The following is a 14,929-nucleotide window of genomic DNA, read 5'->3' on the forward strand; positions in this document are numbered from 1 at the left end:
TTTTTGCCCAAACGGCGGAAAACCTCCGGTTTCGCCATGGTTCCGGCCAAAATCCTTGCCCGATCCGAATCAACGGGTTAACAACTTTGCAAACAGCGCCATGGGGACAACGGGTGCTGTTCATTGGGGAACGGGACAGAGGGCGCAGGTCTTGCGGACACGGCTGGCTATTCGTGCACATGCTCTTTTGGAGCGGCATTTTCCGGAACGTCGACTTTTTCTGAGATCCGACAGCGACACGCGCTTCATACGTCTCAAACCACTCACGCAGCTCATCGCCTTTTCCGGCTCGGCCGCCGTGATCGCCTGGACGATCATCGCGACGGCCGTCCTGCTGATGGACACGATCGGTTCGGGCAACTTCCGCGAACAGGCCAAGCGCGACCAGCGCATCTATCAGGAACGCCTGAACGCGATGGCCGACGAACGCGACATGCGCGCCGAAGAGGCCGTGGCCGCGCAGGAACGGTTTAACTCGGCGCTGGAACAGATTTCGGTCATGCAGTCGCAGCTGCTCGCCGCGGAGACACGACTGCGCGAGGCCGAGACCGGGCTGGGCGTGGTCCAGTCCACCCTGCGCCGGACGATGAAGGAACGCGACGAGGCGCGGGCCGAGACCGAGGTGCTCGAGGCCCGGCTGGGTCAGACCGACACCCCCCTGCCCGGTTCGGCCGAGGCCGAGACGAACAAGCTGACGCTCGAGTTCATGACCGACGCGCTGGCGCAGACAGCCGCCGAGCGGGACCAGATCACCGCCGACGCGCAGGACGCGCTGGACCAGGCGGACGAGCTGTCGCACCAGATCGCGATGCTGCACGACCAGAACGACCGCATCTTCCGCCAGCTGGAAGAGGCGATGACCGTGTCGATCAAGCCGCTCGACAAGATGTTCCGCAGCGCGGGGATGAACACCGACCGGATCATCGACCAGGTGCGCCGGGGCTATTCCGGTCAGGGCGGCCCGCTGACGCCGATCTCTCTGTCGACCAAGGGCGAGCTGCCCTCGCTCGACGCCAGCCGCGCAAACCGGATCATCAACCAGCTCGACCGGCTGAACCTTTATCGGATCGCGGCCGAAAAGGCGCCCTTTGCCGTGCCGGTCAAGAGCTCCTACCGGTTCACCTCGGGATTCGGCTATCGCCGCGATCCCAAGAACGGCGGGCGGCGGATGCATTCGGGCGTGGATTTCGCCGGCCCGGTCGGCACTCCGCTGTATTCCGCCGGTGACGGGGTCGTGACCCACGCGGGCTGGCAGTCGGGGTACGGCCGTATCGTGAAGATCCAGCACCAGTTCGGCATCGAGACCCGCTATGCCCACATGTCGCGCATTCGCGTGAAGGTCGGACAAAGAGTCTCGCGCGGGGATCGGATCGGTGATATGGGAGCATCCGGACGGGTGACCGGCCCCCATCTGCATTACGAAGTGCGTGTCGGGGGCAAGGCCGTCAACCCGATGATCTATATCAAGGCTGCTAACGATGTTTTCTAAGAGCAAAATCAACGAGCCCGGCCCGAAGGCAGGGGACACGACAGCCCCCTCCGGCGCCGCCCAGTCCGACTCCGGCGTGACAAAGTCGCAGGGATCGGACTTCAAGCCCTCGGCGCCCAAGGCCAAACCGCCAGCGTCGGTGCTGTCGTCGGATCTGCATGTGACGGGCAACCTGAAGACGTCGGGCGACATCAACGTCGAAGGCACCGTGGACGGCGACATCCGCGCGCATCTGCTGACCGTGGGTGAAACCGCGACGATCCGGGGCGAAGTGATCGCCGACGACGTCGTGATCAACGGCCGCATCGTCGGCCGGGTTCGCGGGCTCAAGGTGCGCCTGACCTCGACCGCGCGGGTCGAAGGCGACATCATCCACAAGACCATCGCCATCGAGAGCGGCGCGCATTTCGAAGGCTCGGTGCAGCGCCAGGACGATCCGCTGTCGGGCGGCAAACAGGCGCAGAAGCCTGCCGCTTCGGGCCAGCCGACCCATGCGCCCGCCGGCAGCTCGGCCCCTGCGCATGCTCCGGCCCCCAAGCCGACGGCCAACACCGAAAGCTGATCCGCGCGACAACGACGATCCGGGGCCCCGGTTTCCGGGGCCTTTTGCTTTGCATTGCCAGCTTGTCAGAAGCGCGGGGGCGGTCGGGCGTACTCCGTCTACGCGCGGCCCCGGGGCCTGATGAGCCGCCTGCCCCGCAACAGCGCGACCGGTCGAAGGCCGAACTCAGGCCTCGAGCTCGGCGTCCCAGTAGAGATAGTCGATCCAGCTTTCGTGCAGGTGGTTGGGCGGGAACTTGCGGCCCATGTTGCGCAACTCCTCGGCGCCGGGGGCGCGCGGGGGCTTGCGCAGGGACATGTTCGCACGGCGCAGGCTCTTCGAGCCCTTGCGCAGGTTGCAGGGGGAACAGGCGGCGACCACGTTTTCCCAGCTGGTGATGCCGCCGCTGGCGCGCGGCACCACGTGATCGAAGGTGAGATCGCCGCGGGAGCCACAATACTGGCAGCGGAATTCGTCCCTCAGAAACAAATTAAAGCGCGTGAAGGCCACGCGCTTTTGAGGTTTCACATAGTCCTTGAGAACGACTACGGAGGGTATCCGTATCTCGGTACTGGGGCTTCGCACGAAGGCGTCGTACTCGGCCACGATGTCCACCCTGTCGAGGAAGGCCGCCTTTACCGCCTCCTGCCAGGGCCAGAGGCTGAGGGGATAGTAGGACAGTGGCCTGTAATCCGCGTTCAGGACCAGCGCGGGATGCTGTTTCAGCGCCGCCGGCTCCCTTACGAATTCAGTTCTGAAATCGCCGTCCATCGTCACATCATCTCCCGCCCGGTTCGACCTGTCCGGCCCCAGGGCGGGGAGACCCGCCCCTGCCTGCCATCGACTATATATCGCGGCTGACCCAAGGCAAGCCCCCGATATCCTGCTTATCCACAGGGCTACCGGGATTCGGTGACAGCGCCATGACATCGGGCGCCGATCCTGCCCCGCATGGACCGCGCAGGCCGAACGTGGCAAATCCTTGCAGGAGAACTAGGTGGACGCGCATGACGGACAAACCAATCCTCGAAGGAATTCTCGAGGCCGCGCTCTATGCGGAAGATCTCGATGCGGCCGAGCGGTTCTACGGCAGCGTGCTCGGGCTGGAAAAGATCACCCGTGTAGACGACCGCCACGTCTTCTTTCGCGTCGGCGAGACGGTGCTCCTGATCTTCAACCCGGACCGGACGGTGACGGGCAGCAGCAACCCCGACCTTCCTGTCCCGCCGCACGGCGCCCGCGGCCCGGGCCACCTGTGCTTCCGGGCGAGCGCGGCCCAGATCTCGGCCTGGGCCGAGATGCTGGCGGCGGAAGGTTTCGGGATCGAGGCCGATTTCCACTGGCCCAACGGCGCCCGTTCGATCTATTTCCGCGATCCGGCCGGGAATTCGATCGAGATGGCCGAATCCCGGCTGTGGTTCGAAGAAGAGTGAGGCGGGCCGAGGCGCTCCGGCACCCCGTGCGGCTGCGAGCGTTCAGAGATCCCTGATCCGATCGGGTTCGATCATCTTCAGCTTGCGGTTGCTCACCCCGAGCGGCGCCATCCTCTCCGCATGCGCCTTGAAGTTGGGATGTTCCGCATGTTCGCGCAGACAGTCCTTGTCCTCCCATTCCTCGTAGACGCGGAACAGGGTCGGCCGATCGAGGCTCTGCCAGAACCGGTACTCGATGCACCCGCGTTCGGATTTGCACATCTCGGCGGCGAGCGTGAAATTCTCCCTGGCCTGGTCCTCGTTGCCCGGGGCCACTTCCATCGTGCCGGTGACGATGATCATGCTGGTCTCCTCCCTTTGGTCGCGCCACATTTCCACGGACCGACCCGAGGGTAAAGCAAGTCGGCCGCGATCACAGGCTCAGCTTGTCGCGCATGAAGGCCAGGGCCACGGACAGGCCGTCGGGGGCGATCCCGTGGCCGGTGCCCTTCATCACATGAGCATAGATTTCCTTCCAACCGGCCTGCTGCAGCGTTTCGGCCGCCTCGGGCAGGCTCTGCGGCGGCACGACATCGTCCTGGTCGCCGTGCACCAGCAGGATCGGCGGGCGCGAGACGACTTCGTCCTCCAGCAGGTCGGGCTTGAGCAGGCGCCCGGAAAAGGCGACGATCCCTGCGATCTCGTCCTCGCGGCGGGGTGCGACATGCAGCGCCATCATCGTCCCCTGCGAGAACCCGACGATCGCCACCTGCTCCGGCAGCACGTCCTCGTCCACCATCAGCGCGTCGAGAAAGGCGTTCAGATCCTCGAAAGCCTGGGTCATCCCGCGCTCGGCCTCTTCCTCCGAAGAGCCGTCGAGCCAGGGGATCGGAAACCACTGGAACCCGAAGGGGGCGCCGGGCACCGCCTCGGGCGCATCGGGGGCCACGAAGAGGGTGTCGGGAAGATGATCCGCCAGCACGTCGGCCAGGCCGAGCAGATCCGCCCCGTTGGCGCCATAGCCGTGCAGGAAGACGACGACGGATCGCGTCGTCCCCGAGACCGGCTCCTTGCGGCCCGCGTTCAGTATTCGGGTCACTGCATGCCCTCCCTCTTCTTCTCGGCCCCGTACAGTTCCCAGAGGTATCGGGCCGCCACCGCGCGCCAGGGCGACCAGGCCTCGCCCATTCTCCGGAACGCCCGTTCCTGCGGGCGGTCCTCAAGGTGGTAGAGGATGCGCGCCGCCTCCTGCAAGGCCAGATCGCCTGCCGGCAGGACATCGGGACGGCCGAGCGCGGTGAGAAGATAGATTTCCGCCGTCCAGCGCCCGATGCCGGGCAACTGCGTGAGTTCGCGGACGGCGGCCTCGTCCGACAGCGCGTTCAGCGCGTCGAGGTCGGGGGCCGCGTCGGCCAGGGCCAGGGCGTACCGGATCTTGGGCCGCGACAGCCCGGCGGCCCGCAGCCCCTCCTCCCCCGCCGCGCGCAGGGCGGCCGGATCCGCCAGCCCCGCCATCTCCAGCCGCGCCCAGATAGCGGCGGCCGAGGCGGTCGAGACCTGCTGCCCCACGATCGCCTGGAACAGGGTGGCGAACCCGGCCGTGCGGCGGCGCAGCGGCGGTGTCAGATGGGCGATCGCGGCAAAGGCGGGGTCGCGGCGCGACAGGGCGGCAAAGCCAGTGGCGAGGTCGGTCTCGGTGTCGATCCGGGCGGTCATCGGCCCTCGATCCAGTCCAGCGCGGCCTCGGGTGTCCGCAGGATCGGCACGCCCTGCGGTTCGAGGGGCCGGCGGATCATGGCGACCGGCAGGCCAAGGTGCCACGCGGCGTCCAGCTTGGCCCGCGCCGCCACGCCGCCGGCGTTCCGCGCGACCAGCCATGTGATCCCCAGTTCCCACAGAAGAGCCGTTTCCGCCCCGGTCTCGAACGGCCCCCGCCCCACGATCCAGCGGCCGCCGGCAAAGGGAAAGTCACCCCGCGCAGGCTCGGCCCGCCGCGCCACCACGCCCGCCGCCCGGCCGGCGAGCCCCGAGAACCGCGCGATCTCTTTCGCGCCGACGGCCAGGAACACGGTCGCGCCCGCCGGAATGAGCGCCGCCGCTGCCTCGGGCGAGGCCGCGTCGTGCCAGTCGTCGCCCGGCCCGGGCTGCCATTCCGGGCGCGAGAGCCGCGCATGGGCGAGCCCGTCCTCGCGGCAGAGCGCGGCGGTACGGGCGGTGATCCGGTCGGCGAAGGGATGCGTGGCATCGAGCACGGCGGTGATGCCCTCGGCCGACACCACCTCGCGGAACCCGGCCGCGCCGCCGAACCCGCCGACACGGGTCGGGACCGGATAGTCCGGCATCTCCCGCACCGCCCCCGCCAGCGACGCCAGCGCCGGGATGCCACGCTCCGCGCAGCCCTGCGCCAGCCGGCGCGCCTCGGCGGTGCCGCCCAGGATCAGGACCGTCACGACCGCCCCACCACGGTGCCGGCCCGGTCGACGGCGATCACATCGACCCGCGCACCGGGCAGCATCGCCTGGGCCCGCGCCTGTGCCGCCGTCACGATCCAGTCCACCAGCGGCGGGCCGTGGCGCTGATGGACCTCGAGCACCGTCCCCGCCCCCGCCAGGTCCGGCCGCCCGAGCACCGCGGCCAGCGCGTCGAAATCCACCTGGGACCGGCCGGAATGAAGATCCGTCGCCCCCTGCGCCAGCTTGGTCAGCTTGCCGAGCCCGCCGCCGATCGTGACCCGTTCGACCGGATGGCGCCGCAGGTATTTCAACATGCCGCCGGCGAAATCGCCCATGTCCAGCATGGCGTGATCCGGCAGACCGAGCGCCGCCTGCACCGCCCGTTCCGAGGTCGCCCCGGTGCATCCCGCGACATGGGTCAGCCCGCTGGCGCGCGCCACGTCGATGCCGCGATGGATCGAGGCGATCCAGGCGGCGCAGGAAAAGGGGCGGACGATGCCTGTCGTGCCCAGGATCGACAGTCCGCCCTCGATCCCCAGCCGCGGATTCCAGGTCTTTCCGGCCAGCTCCTCGCCGCCGGGAACGGCGATGGTGACGGTCACGTCCGGCGCGCGCCCCTCGCGCGCGGCAAGATCGGCGATCACCGCCTGCATCATCTGGCGCGGCACCGGGTTGATCGCCGGCTCGCCCGGCGGGATCGGCAGACCGGGCCGCGTCACGGTCCCCACCCCCGCGCCGGCGGCGAAGACCACCCCCCCGGCCGAGGCCGAGACCCGCGCGATCACCAGCGCGCCATGGGTCACGTCGGGATCATCGCCGGCATCCTTCACGATCCCCGCCTCGGCCCAGCCCGGACCCTCGGCCCGGTGCGCGACGGTGAACCCGGGCCGTTCGCCCCGCGGCAGCGTGATCCGGACGGTCTCGGGCCATTCGCCGCGCCACAAGCCGATCAGCGCCGCCCGCGTGGCGGCGGTCGCGCAGGCGCCCGTGGTCCAGCCACGGCGCAGGGCGGGGGGTCTCGTGCTCATCGCGCGCAGAATGAACCGGGACGGCGCCGGACGCCAGAGCGGCCGTGCCGCCGGCCCCCCATCCCGCGCCCCGCCCCCTTCTTCTTGCCGGAAATATCCCGGGAAGCGCGAGGGGCAGCGCCTCTCGCACGGCCCGCAGGGCCGTCCCGCCGCCCTCACAGCGGGGGGATGTCGCCCGCCGCGCGGGCCGCGTGGAACCCGGCTTCCCAGTCGGCGAAGGTGCCCGCGGCGATGGCGGCCCGCATCCCGGCCATGAGATCCTGATAGTACTGCAGGTTGTGCCAGGTGAGCAGCATCCCCGAGATCATCTCCTGCGAGCGGAACACATGGTGCAGATAGGCGCGGGAATAGCTGCGGCAGGCCGGACAGGAACAGCCCTCGTCGAGGGGCCGGGGGTCGTCGGCGTGGCGCGCGTTCTTGATGTTCACGACGCCGTGGCGGGTGAAGGCCTGGCCGGTGCGCCCCGAGCGCGAGGGCAGCACGCAATCCATCATGTCCACCCCCCGCTTCACCGCGCCGACGATATCGTCGGGCTTGCCGACCCCCATCAGATAGCGCGGCCGGTCCTCGGGAAGCTGGTCCGGCGCATGGTCGAGGCAGGCGAACATGGCCTCCTGCCCCTCGCCGACCGCCAGGCCGCCGATGGCGTAGCCCTCGAATCCGATGTCGCGCAGGGCGCGCGCGCTCTCGGCGCGCAGATCCTCTTCCAGCCCGCCCTGCTGGATCCCGAAAAGCGCATGGCCCGGGCGGTCTCCGAAGGCCTCGCGCGAGCGGGCGGCCCATCTCATCGACAGCCGCATCGACTCCTCGATCCGGCCCCGGTCGGCCGGAAGCGCGGGGCATTCGTCGAAACACATCACGATGTCCGACCCCAGAAGCCGCTGGATCTCCATCGAGCGTTCCGGGGTCAGCATGTGATCCGAGCCGTCGATGTGGGACTTGAAGCGCACGCCCTCTTCCGTGAGTTTCCGGAGCGAGGCCAGCGACATGACCTGGAACCCGCCCGAATCGGTGAGGATCGGCCTCTCCCAGTTCATGAACCGGTGCAGACCGCCCAGCCGGTCGATCCGTTCCGCGCTCGGGCGCAGCATCAGGTGATAGGTGTTGCCCAAGAGGATGTCCGCCCCGGTGGCCGCCACGCTTTCCGGCATCATCGCCTTGACGGTGGCCGCGGTGCCGACGGGCATGAAGGCCGGGGTGCGGATTTCGCCGCGCGGGGTCGAGATGCGGCCGAGCCGCGCCTTGCCGTCCTGGCCGAGCTTTTCGAATGCGAAACGGGTGGTCATGACGTCCCCTTGTGCGAGCGGTGCCTTGTGACGCAATTGCGCGGGCTTGTGAAGGGACCCGCGCCGGCGCGCGGGCGACACGGTTTCGTCGCAAGCCGATGCCATGGTCGCGATATCGCCGCGCCGGCCCCCGCCCTCCGCCTTGCCCATGCTCCCCCGATACTGCACAAAACCCCTATGACAGAACAAGACAGCCCCCCGCTCCGGCTGGGATGGGAAGAATGGATCTCCCTCCCCGAACTCGGCCTGCCGAGCCTGCGCGCTAAGGTCGACACGGGGGCCAAGACATCGGCCCTGCACGCCACCAACATCGAGACCTTCGGACGGGCCGAGAACCCGCATGTGCGCTTCACGGTGCACCCGATCCCCGGGCGCGACGACCTGCAGATCGCCTGTTCGGCCGAGATCCTCGACCGGCGCGAGGTGACGTCCTCCAACGGCGACACCGAAATGCGCTATGTGATCCGCACCCCGATGGAGATCGCGGAAGAACGCCGGCCGATCGAGATCACGCTGACGGACCGGAGGGGCATGCAGTCGCACATGCTGCTGGGCCGGCAGGCGCTCGGCGACCGGATGACGGTGGTGCCGCACGAACGGTTCTGCCAGCCCGAACTGAATTACGACGTCTATCACACCGCGCGCGTGCGCAAGACGGCGCCGAACCGCGCGCTGCGCATCGCCGTGCTGAGCCGCGAGAACAACTATTCCACCCGCCGGCTGGTCGAGGTGGGCGAGGCGCGCGGCCACACGGTCGAGGTCATAGACACCGTGCGCTGCTACATGGAAATCAACGCGCTGGCGCCCGAGGTGCATTACGATGGCAAGAGCCTGCCGCGCTACGATGCGGTGATCCCGAGAATCGGCGCCTCGATCACGCCCTACGGCACGGCGGTGATCCGCCAGTTCGAGACCATCGGCACCTTCTGCGTCAACGGCAGCGCCGGGATCACGGCCAGCCGTGACAAGCTGCACGCGCACCAGGTGCTCGCCCGCAACCGGATCGGCATGCCGGCCACGGCCTTCGCCTCGTCGCCCAAGGACACGGGCAATCTGATCGGGCTCGTCGGGTCGGCGCCGCTGATCGTGAAGCTGCTGGAATCCACCCAGGGACGCGGTGTCGTGCTGGCCGAGACTCGCAAGGCGGCGGAATCGGTCATCTCGGCTTTTCGCGGGCTCAAGGCGAATTTCCTCGTCCAGCATTTCGTCAAGGAGGCGGCTGGCGAGGATATTCGCTGTCTCGTCGTCGGCGGCAAGGTCGTCGCCTCGATCAAGCGCTCCGCCGAGGGTGGCGATTTCCGGTCCAACCTGCATCTCGGCGGCAAGGCGACCCCGGTCCGGATCAGCCGCGACGAACGGGAAACGGCGGTGCGCGCGGCGCGGGCCTTCGGGCTGAACATGGCCGGGGTGGATCTGCTGCGCTCCGAAAGCGGACCCAAGGTGCTCGAAGTGAATTCCTCGCCCGGGTTCGAGGGGGTCGAGACGGCGAGCGGCAAGGACGTCGTGGGCCGTCTCTACGACGAGATCGAGGCGCGCGTCCGCCCCGCCCCGGTGCCGCGCCGCAAGGCCCGGGGCTGAGGCGCGCCGCACGCGGAGCGCCCCGCCGGCCCCGGCCTTTCGCGACGGTCGCCCCTCTGGACCTCGGGCCGCCGAAAACCTATATAATCGGTCAGGAACAAGGCAGGCCGAGATGAACGATCCGCAAGAGCCCATGGAAGGCACCCCCCTCATCGCACCCTCGACCACGGATCATCCGCTCTACGATGCGGTGACCGAGGCGTGTCGCGGGGTCTATGACCCCGAGATCCCGGTCAATATCTACGATCTCGGGCTGATCTACACGGTCGACATCTCGCCCGAGAACGAGGTCAAGATCGTGATGACCCTGACCGCGCCGGGCTGTCCGGTGGCGGGCGAGATGCCCGGATGGGTCGCCGACGCGGTCGAACCGCTGGACGGGGTCAAGCAGGTCGATGTGCAACTGACCTGGGAGCCGCCCTGGGGCATGGACATGATGTCCGACGAGGCGCGGCTGGAACTCGGCTTCATGTAAGGTCGCGACCGGCCCCTTGGCGTAACCCCCGATGCGCCTTAGATTGTGGGGCGAAGGAGAATTCAGATGTTCGGCATTCCCGGCAAACAGGCCGTTTCCATCACGCCCCGCGCGGCGTCGCAGATCGTCAAGCTGATGCATCGCGACGGACGCGAGGGCCTGCGCATCGGTGTCAAGAAGGGCGGCTGCGCGGGCATGGAATACACCATGGACTACGTGGATTCGATCGACCCCAACGACGAGGTGGTGGAGCAGGACGGCGCGCGGGTGATGATCGCCCCGATGGCGCAGATGTTCCTGTTCGGCACCGAGATCGATTACGAGACCTCGCTTCTGGAATCGGGCTTCCGGTTCAACAATCCCAACGTCGTCGAAGCCTGCGGCTGCGGGGAATCGATCAAGTTCGCCGAGAGCTGAGGGCACCGTTCGGGAGAGGGTCCGGAGCCTGCGCTCCGGTCTTTTGCGCGAGCCCTGGACGATCCGCGCGCGGCGCGTCCTTTACGGGCCTGGCACTTCCTGCTGACGAGGACGGCGTGATCTGCATGGGAACACCGACAAGACTAGCGGACCGCGGTTAATCGCGACCGGGTCCGTCGCGATCCCTTCCCACGCAAGGCCCTATCGGGCGGCGCTGACGGTGAGGACGGAACCGGAGGGCCAGCCCTCCGGACCTCCCGGGATATTTCGGGACCAAAGAAGGGCGGGTCATGCTGGCCGGTCGGCCGGTCGCTCTAGTTCTTCTGCAGGTGAAGATAGGTCTCGTTGAAGCGCCGCGCGAGGTGATCCCCGGCGAGGATCACCCGGTCCGATCCCAACGGCGCCACGTTGGTGTCGTGGTTGGGATTGAAGAAGAGCGGGATGGAGATGCGTTCGTCACTGGTGCCCCGGACGCGATGCGGCGTCGCCCGGACCTGCCCGCCGGTCCACATCTCGAGCATTTCGCCGAAATTGATCACGAACTCGCCCGGGGCGGCCTCGACCGGGGTCCAGGCGCCGTCGCGCCCCTGCACCTCGAGGCCGGGCACGCCGTCGCTGGCCAGCAGGGTCAGGCAGCCGTAATCGGTATGGGCGCCGATGCCGAAGTCCTTCTCGCCCGCCCAGTCGGGACGCGCGGGATAGTAGTTGCCGCGCAGCAGGGCCATGGGCCGGTCGAACCTGTCGTCGAAATACCCCGCGTCCTCGCCGATGGCATCGGCAATGGCCCGGAGGAGATCCATCGCGATGGCGCAGGCGGCGCTGTAATAGCCCTGCACCGTGTCGCGGAACCCCGGCACATCGGGCCAGAGGTTGGGTGCATAGACCGGAAGCTCGGCCATCGGGTCGCCGGGGGGCAGTTCGAAGCCGCAGTCGAAGACCTCCTTGTAGTCGGGGTTGGCCGCGGGATCGACACGTTCCGACCGTGGCGCGCCCCAGCCCCGGTTCGATCCGGTGCGGGCCATGTCCACGGCCCGCTTGACCGGCAGGGGCCGGCGGAAGAAATCTCGGTAGGCCGCGAGGGTCCTCTCGACGTCGCGCGCGGTGAGGGCGGTGTTCGCCACCACGAGAAAGCCGGTGTCGCGCGCGCCGGTGCGCAACCTGTCGATTTCCGCCGCGTCCCGCAGCAGCAGGCGGGCCATGTCGAGTTTCTGGATCACGTCCGCCTCCCTTCGCCGACGGGGCCTTCCTGCCTCTGCGCCGCGCCGGTTGCAAGCCGCACCTTGACGCGCCGGGCCAATCCCCGATGATTGCCGGAGACAGGCAGAGGGAGACGGGCATGCGGCGCAAACTGGCGGCGGGCAACTGGAAGATGAACGGCACGACCGATGCGCTGCAGGAGATCGCCGCGCTAGGCCGGGCGCATCCCGAAGCGGCGGCGGAGGTGCTGATCTGCCCGCCCGCGACGCTCATCGCACCGGCCGCGCGCACAGCGGGCGACGGGCCGATCGGCATCGGCGGTCAGGACTGCCACGACGAGGCGGAGGGCGCGCATACGGGCGACATCTCGGCCGGGATGCTGGCCGATGCCGGGGCGCGGGCGGTGATCCTGGGCCATTCCGAGCGGCGCGCGGCCCATCACGAACGATCCGAGGACGTGCGGGCAAAGGCGCGCGCGGCACAGGCCGCGGGGCTGATGACGATCATCTGCCTGGGCGAGTCGCAGTTGCAACGCGAGGCGACCAACACGCTCGACATCATCGGGGCGCAGCTGTCGCTGTCGGTGCCCGACGGCTCGACCGGCGAGAACCTGGTCGTCGCCTATGAACCGATCTGGGCCATCGGCTCGGGGATGACGCCGACGCCCGACCAGATCGGCGAGGTGCACGACTTCATGCGCGCCCGGCTGGAACGGCGCTTCGGCGCGGGTGTGGGACGGTCGGTGCGGCTGCTCTATGGCGGCTCGGTCAAGGGGGAGAACGCGGGCGAGATCTTTGCGATCTCGAATGTCGACGGGGCGCTCGTGGGGGGGGCGTCCCTGACAGCCGGGGCGTTCAGTCCGATCATCTCGGCCCTGGAGACGGCCTGACCCGCACCGCCACCGCGCGGCCCGGCGCGAACGGCACCCCGGGGCGCCGTTCGCGAGCCTGTCCTCAGTTGGTGATGAGCTCGGGCCCCATGACGAGGGTCGGCAGCCATGTCGAGATCCAGGGCACGTAGGTCACGAGGATCAGGAAGACGAAGAGCACGGCCAGGAAGGGCGCGGCGGCCTTCACCACCCGCATCATCGGCATGCCCGCCACGCCGGAAGTCACGAAGAGGTTCAGGCCCACGGGCGGGGTGATCATGCCGATCTCCATGTTCACCACCATGATGATGCCGAGGTGGATCGGGTCGATGCCGAGTTCGATCGCGATCGGGAAGACCAGGGGCGCGACGATCACCAGAAGACCCGAGGGCTCCATGAACTGCCCGCCGATCAGCAGGATCACGTTCACAACGATCAGGAAGGTGATCGGGCCGAGCCCGGCCGAGAGCATCGCCTCGGCCACGTGCTGCGGCACCTGTTCGTCGGTCAGCACGTGCTTGAGGATCAGCGCGTTCGCGATGACGAACATCAGGGTGACCGTCAGCTTGCCGGCCTCGAACAGGGTGCGTCGCGTGTCGTGGTGGAAGAAGGCGGTGACGAGCGCCTGCGGCCGCCTGTAGAGCGGCAGGTTCGGCGCGTCGCCCGCGGTCGCCAGCGGCCCCATGTCGCGATAGATGAACACGGCCGCGATGAAGGCGTAGACCGATGCGACGGCGGCGGCTTCGGTCGGGGTGAAGATCGCACCGGTGACGCCGGGAATGCCGTAGATGCCGACCATGATGATGACGATCAGCATCAGGCCCCAGAAGGCATCCTTGAAGGACAGCCAGATCTCCCGGAAGCCCTTCCAGTCGCCGGCGGGCATGTCGCGGATGCGGGCCATGATGTAGATCGCGGTCATCAGCATCAGCCCTGCCATCAGCCCCGGAACGACGCCCGCCAGGAACATGCGGCCGACCGAGACGTCGGTGGCGGTGGCGTAGACGACCATCACGATCGAGGGCGGGATCAGGATGCCGAGGGTGCCCGCGTTGCAGATGACGCCGGCGGCGAAGTCCTTGGTATAGCCGGCCTGTGTCATCGCCCCTATGACGATGGACCCGATGGCGACGACCGTGGCCGGCGAGGACCCCGAGAGGGCGGCGAAGATCATGCAGGCAAAGACCCCCGCGATGGCCAGACCGCCCCGCAAGTGCCCCACGCAGGCGATGGAAAAGCGGATGATCCGTTTCGCCACCCCGCCCGTGGACATGAAGGACGAGGCCAGGATGAAGAAGGGGATCGCCAGCAGCGTGAAATGACCCACGAAGGCTTGCATCAGCGTCTGCGCGATGGACGCGAGAGAGGTGTCCGAGAACCACAGCAGGAACAGGATCGACGAGGTTCCGAGCGAGACGGCGATCGGCACGCCGATCAGCATCAGGCCGACGACCATGATGAAGAGGATCGCGACGTCCATGGCTCAGTCCTCGCCCCGCTGTTCGCGGGCTTCCGCGATGTCGTCATCCACCTCGTGGCTGGCCACGATGCGATCGATCCGGCCCTGCCAGACGGCGATGCCGGCCATCACGAAGCGGAACAGCAGCAGCGCCATGGTGAAGGGCAGGATCGCGTAGGGGATGAAGCGCGGCAGTTTCTCGTATTCGTCGCCATCGTTCATCAGCGGTTCGATCCATCGCAGGATCTCGGGCATGGGGATGTCGTTGACCTCGTACCAGGCCTTCGGACGAAAGCTTTCCTGAAAGCCGAGCGGGAACCAGCGTCCCTCGGTCTGCGGCAGGTTGGCAAAATTGGCCCAGTAGTCCCAGGCTCCCTTCAGCAGGAGCAGGGAAAAGACGATGCAGACGGTGATCGAGATCAGCGCGAGCACCCGGCGCGGGGCGGGCGGCACGATGTCGATGATCGCGTCGACGCCCAGGTGCGCGCCCTTCTTCACGGCGTAGCACGCGCCGAGCAGCGCCAGCCATGCGAAGAGGAACACGGTCATCTCCAGCGCCCAGAGGATGTTGGAATTGAACACGTATCGCGCGACCACGTTGGCGAACGTGATCAGCGTCATCAGGCCGAGTATCGCGGCGATGGCCGTTTCCTCGAGCCGGTCGACAAGGCTTTCGCTTGGCGCGGACTGCATCTCTGTCCCCTCCCCTTCCCGCACGGTGGCGGG

Annotated in this window: 17 protein-coding genes; 7 read left to right on the forward strand and 10 right to left on the reverse strand. The window is 68.1% G+C overall.

Annotation, left to right across the window (positions count from 1 at the left end; all coding sequences use genetic code 11):
- The first annotated feature begins 151 nt into the window (after positions 1-151).
- The gene (locus OB2597_RS05630; RefSeq protein WP_040609147.1) at positions 152-1,489 is read left to right on the forward strand and encodes a M23 family metallopeptidase; all 1,338 of its coding nucleotides are present in this window, start codon (positions 152-154) and stop codon (positions 1,487-1,489) included.
- Positions 1,479-2,051: a bactofilin family protein gene (locus tag OB2597_RS05635; RefSeq protein ID WP_040609149.1), complete on the forward strand. Its 573-nt coding sequence runs from the start codon at positions 1,479-1,481 to the stop codon at positions 2,049-2,051. Before OB2597_RS05630 ends, OB2597_RS05635 begins: the two co-directional genes overlap by 11 nt.
- Before the next feature lie 165 nt (positions 2,052-2,216).
- Here the strand turns inward: OB2597_RS05635 and OB2597_RS05640 are convergent, their stop codons facing one another.
- Complete coding sequence (locus OB2597_RS05640; protein WP_009804564.1) at positions 2,217-2,801, reverse strand: HNH endonuclease; 585 nt, start codon at positions 2,799-2,801, stop codon at positions 2,217-2,219.
- Between the two features lie 236 nt (positions 2,802-3,037).
- On the opposite strand from OB2597_RS05640, the gene OB2597_RS05645 reads away from it, so the two are divergent.
- Positions 3,038-3,463 (forward strand): VOC family protein, encoded by a 426-nt coding sequence (locus OB2597_RS05645; protein ID WP_009804565.1) that lies wholly within the window; start codon positions 3,038-3,040, stop codon positions 3,461-3,463.
- 42 nt (positions 3,464-3,505) lie between these two features.
- Here the strand turns inward: OB2597_RS05645 and OB2597_RS20870 are convergent, their stop codons facing one another.
- From OB2597_RS20870 to tgt, 6 genes are all read right to left on the reverse strand, one after another.
- Positions 3,506-3,805 carry a putative quinol monooxygenase gene (locus OB2597_RS20870; RefSeq protein WP_009804566.1) on the reverse strand — a complete coding sequence of 100 codons (300 nt, stop codon included), beginning with the start codon at positions 3,803-3,805 and terminating at the stop codon, positions 3,506-3,508.
- Positions 3,806-3,875: 70 nt separating this feature from the next.
- The gene (locus OB2597_RS05655; RefSeq protein WP_009804567.1) at positions 3,876-4,541 is read right to left on the reverse strand and encodes an alpha/beta hydrolase; all 666 of its coding nucleotides are present in this window, start codon (positions 4,539-4,541) and stop codon (positions 3,876-3,878) included.
- The gene (locus OB2597_RS05660) at positions 4,538-5,158 is read right to left on the reverse strand and encodes a DNA-3-methyladenine glycosylase family protein (protein ID WP_009804568.1); all 621 of its coding nucleotides are present in this window, start codon (positions 5,156-5,158) and stop codon (positions 4,538-4,540) included. Before OB2597_RS05660 ends, OB2597_RS05655 begins: the two co-directional genes overlap by 4 nt.
- Positions 5,155-5,892: a cobalt-precorrin-6A reductase gene (locus OB2597_RS05665; RefSeq protein WP_009804569.1), complete on the reverse strand. Its 738-nt coding sequence runs from the start codon at positions 5,890-5,892 to the stop codon at positions 5,155-5,157. The genes OB2597_RS05660 and OB2597_RS05665 overlap by 4 nt, the downstream gene beginning before the upstream one ends.
- Complete coding sequence (locus OB2597_RS05670; RefSeq protein ID WP_009804570.1) at positions 5,889-6,923, reverse strand: cobalt-precorrin-5B (C(1))-methyltransferase; 1,035 nt, start codon at positions 6,921-6,923, stop codon at positions 5,889-5,891. The genes OB2597_RS05665 and OB2597_RS05670 overlap by 4 nt, the downstream gene beginning before the upstream one ends.
- Positions 6,924-7,078: 155 nt before the next feature.
- The gene (gene tgt, locus OB2597_RS05675; RefSeq protein ID WP_040609517.1) at positions 7,079-8,209 is read right to left on the reverse strand and encodes a tRNA guanosine(34) transglycosylase Tgt; all 1,131 of its coding nucleotides are present in this window, start codon (positions 8,207-8,209) and stop codon (positions 7,079-7,081) included.
- Between the two features lie 177 nt (positions 8,210-8,386).
- On the opposite strand from tgt, the gene rimK reads away from it, so the two are divergent.
- From rimK to OB2597_RS05690, 3 genes are all read left to right on the forward strand, one after another.
- The gene (gene rimK / locus OB2597_RS05680; protein WP_009804572.1) at positions 8,387-9,787 is read left to right on the forward strand and encodes a 30S ribosomal protein S6--L-glutamate ligase; all 1,401 of its coding nucleotides are present in this window, start codon (positions 8,387-8,389) and stop codon (positions 9,785-9,787) included.
- A 112-nt stretch (positions 9,788-9,899) separates the two neighbouring features.
- Positions 9,900-10,262 (forward strand): SUF system Fe-S cluster assembly protein, encoded by a 363-nt coding sequence (locus OB2597_RS05685; RefSeq protein ID WP_009804573.1) that lies wholly within the window; start codon positions 9,900-9,902, stop codon positions 10,260-10,262.
- Positions 10,263-10,328: 66 nt separating this feature from the next.
- A complete protein-coding gene (locus OB2597_RS05690; protein WP_009804574.1) occupies positions 10,329-10,679 on the forward strand; it encodes a HesB/IscA family protein in 351 nt (116 codons plus the stop codon).
- A 314-nt stretch (positions 10,680-10,993) separates the two neighbouring features.
- On the opposite strand, the gene OB2597_RS05695 is transcribed toward OB2597_RS05690, so the two are convergent.
- Complete coding sequence (locus OB2597_RS05695) at positions 10,994-11,896, reverse strand: isopenicillin N synthase family dioxygenase (RefSeq protein WP_009804575.1); 903 nt, start codon at positions 11,894-11,896, stop codon at positions 10,994-10,996.
- A 119-nt stretch (positions 11,897-12,015) separates the two neighbouring features.
- On the opposite strand from OB2597_RS05695, the gene tpiA reads away from it, so the two are divergent.
- Complete coding sequence (tpiA, locus tag OB2597_RS05700) at positions 12,016-12,765, forward strand: triose-phosphate isomerase (protein ID WP_009804576.1); 750 nt, start codon at positions 12,016-12,018, stop codon at positions 12,763-12,765.
- Between the two features lie 64 nt (positions 12,766-12,829).
- Here tpiA and OB2597_RS05705 read toward each other — a convergent pair whose 3' ends face one another.
- Together OB2597_RS05705 and OB2597_RS05710 are read right to left on the reverse strand one after the other, a co-directional pair.
- Positions 12,830-14,224, reverse strand: coding sequence for a TRAP transporter large permease (locus OB2597_RS05705; RefSeq protein WP_009804577.1), 1,395 nt, complete (start codon positions 14,222-14,224; stop codon positions 12,830-12,832).
- A 3-nt stretch (positions 14,225-14,227) separates the two neighbouring features.
- Complete coding sequence (locus tag OB2597_RS05710) at positions 14,228-14,896, reverse strand: TRAP transporter small permease (protein WP_040609151.1); 669 nt, start codon at positions 14,894-14,896, stop codon at positions 14,228-14,230.
- Between the last annotated feature and the right edge of the window lie 33 nt (positions 14,897-14,929).

The sequence above is a fragment of the Pseudooceanicola batsensis HTCC2597 genome, from assembly GCF_000152725.1.
Classification (GTDB): Bacteria; Pseudomonadota; Alphaproteobacteria; order Rhodobacterales; family Rhodobacteraceae; genus Pseudooceanicola; species Pseudooceanicola batsensis.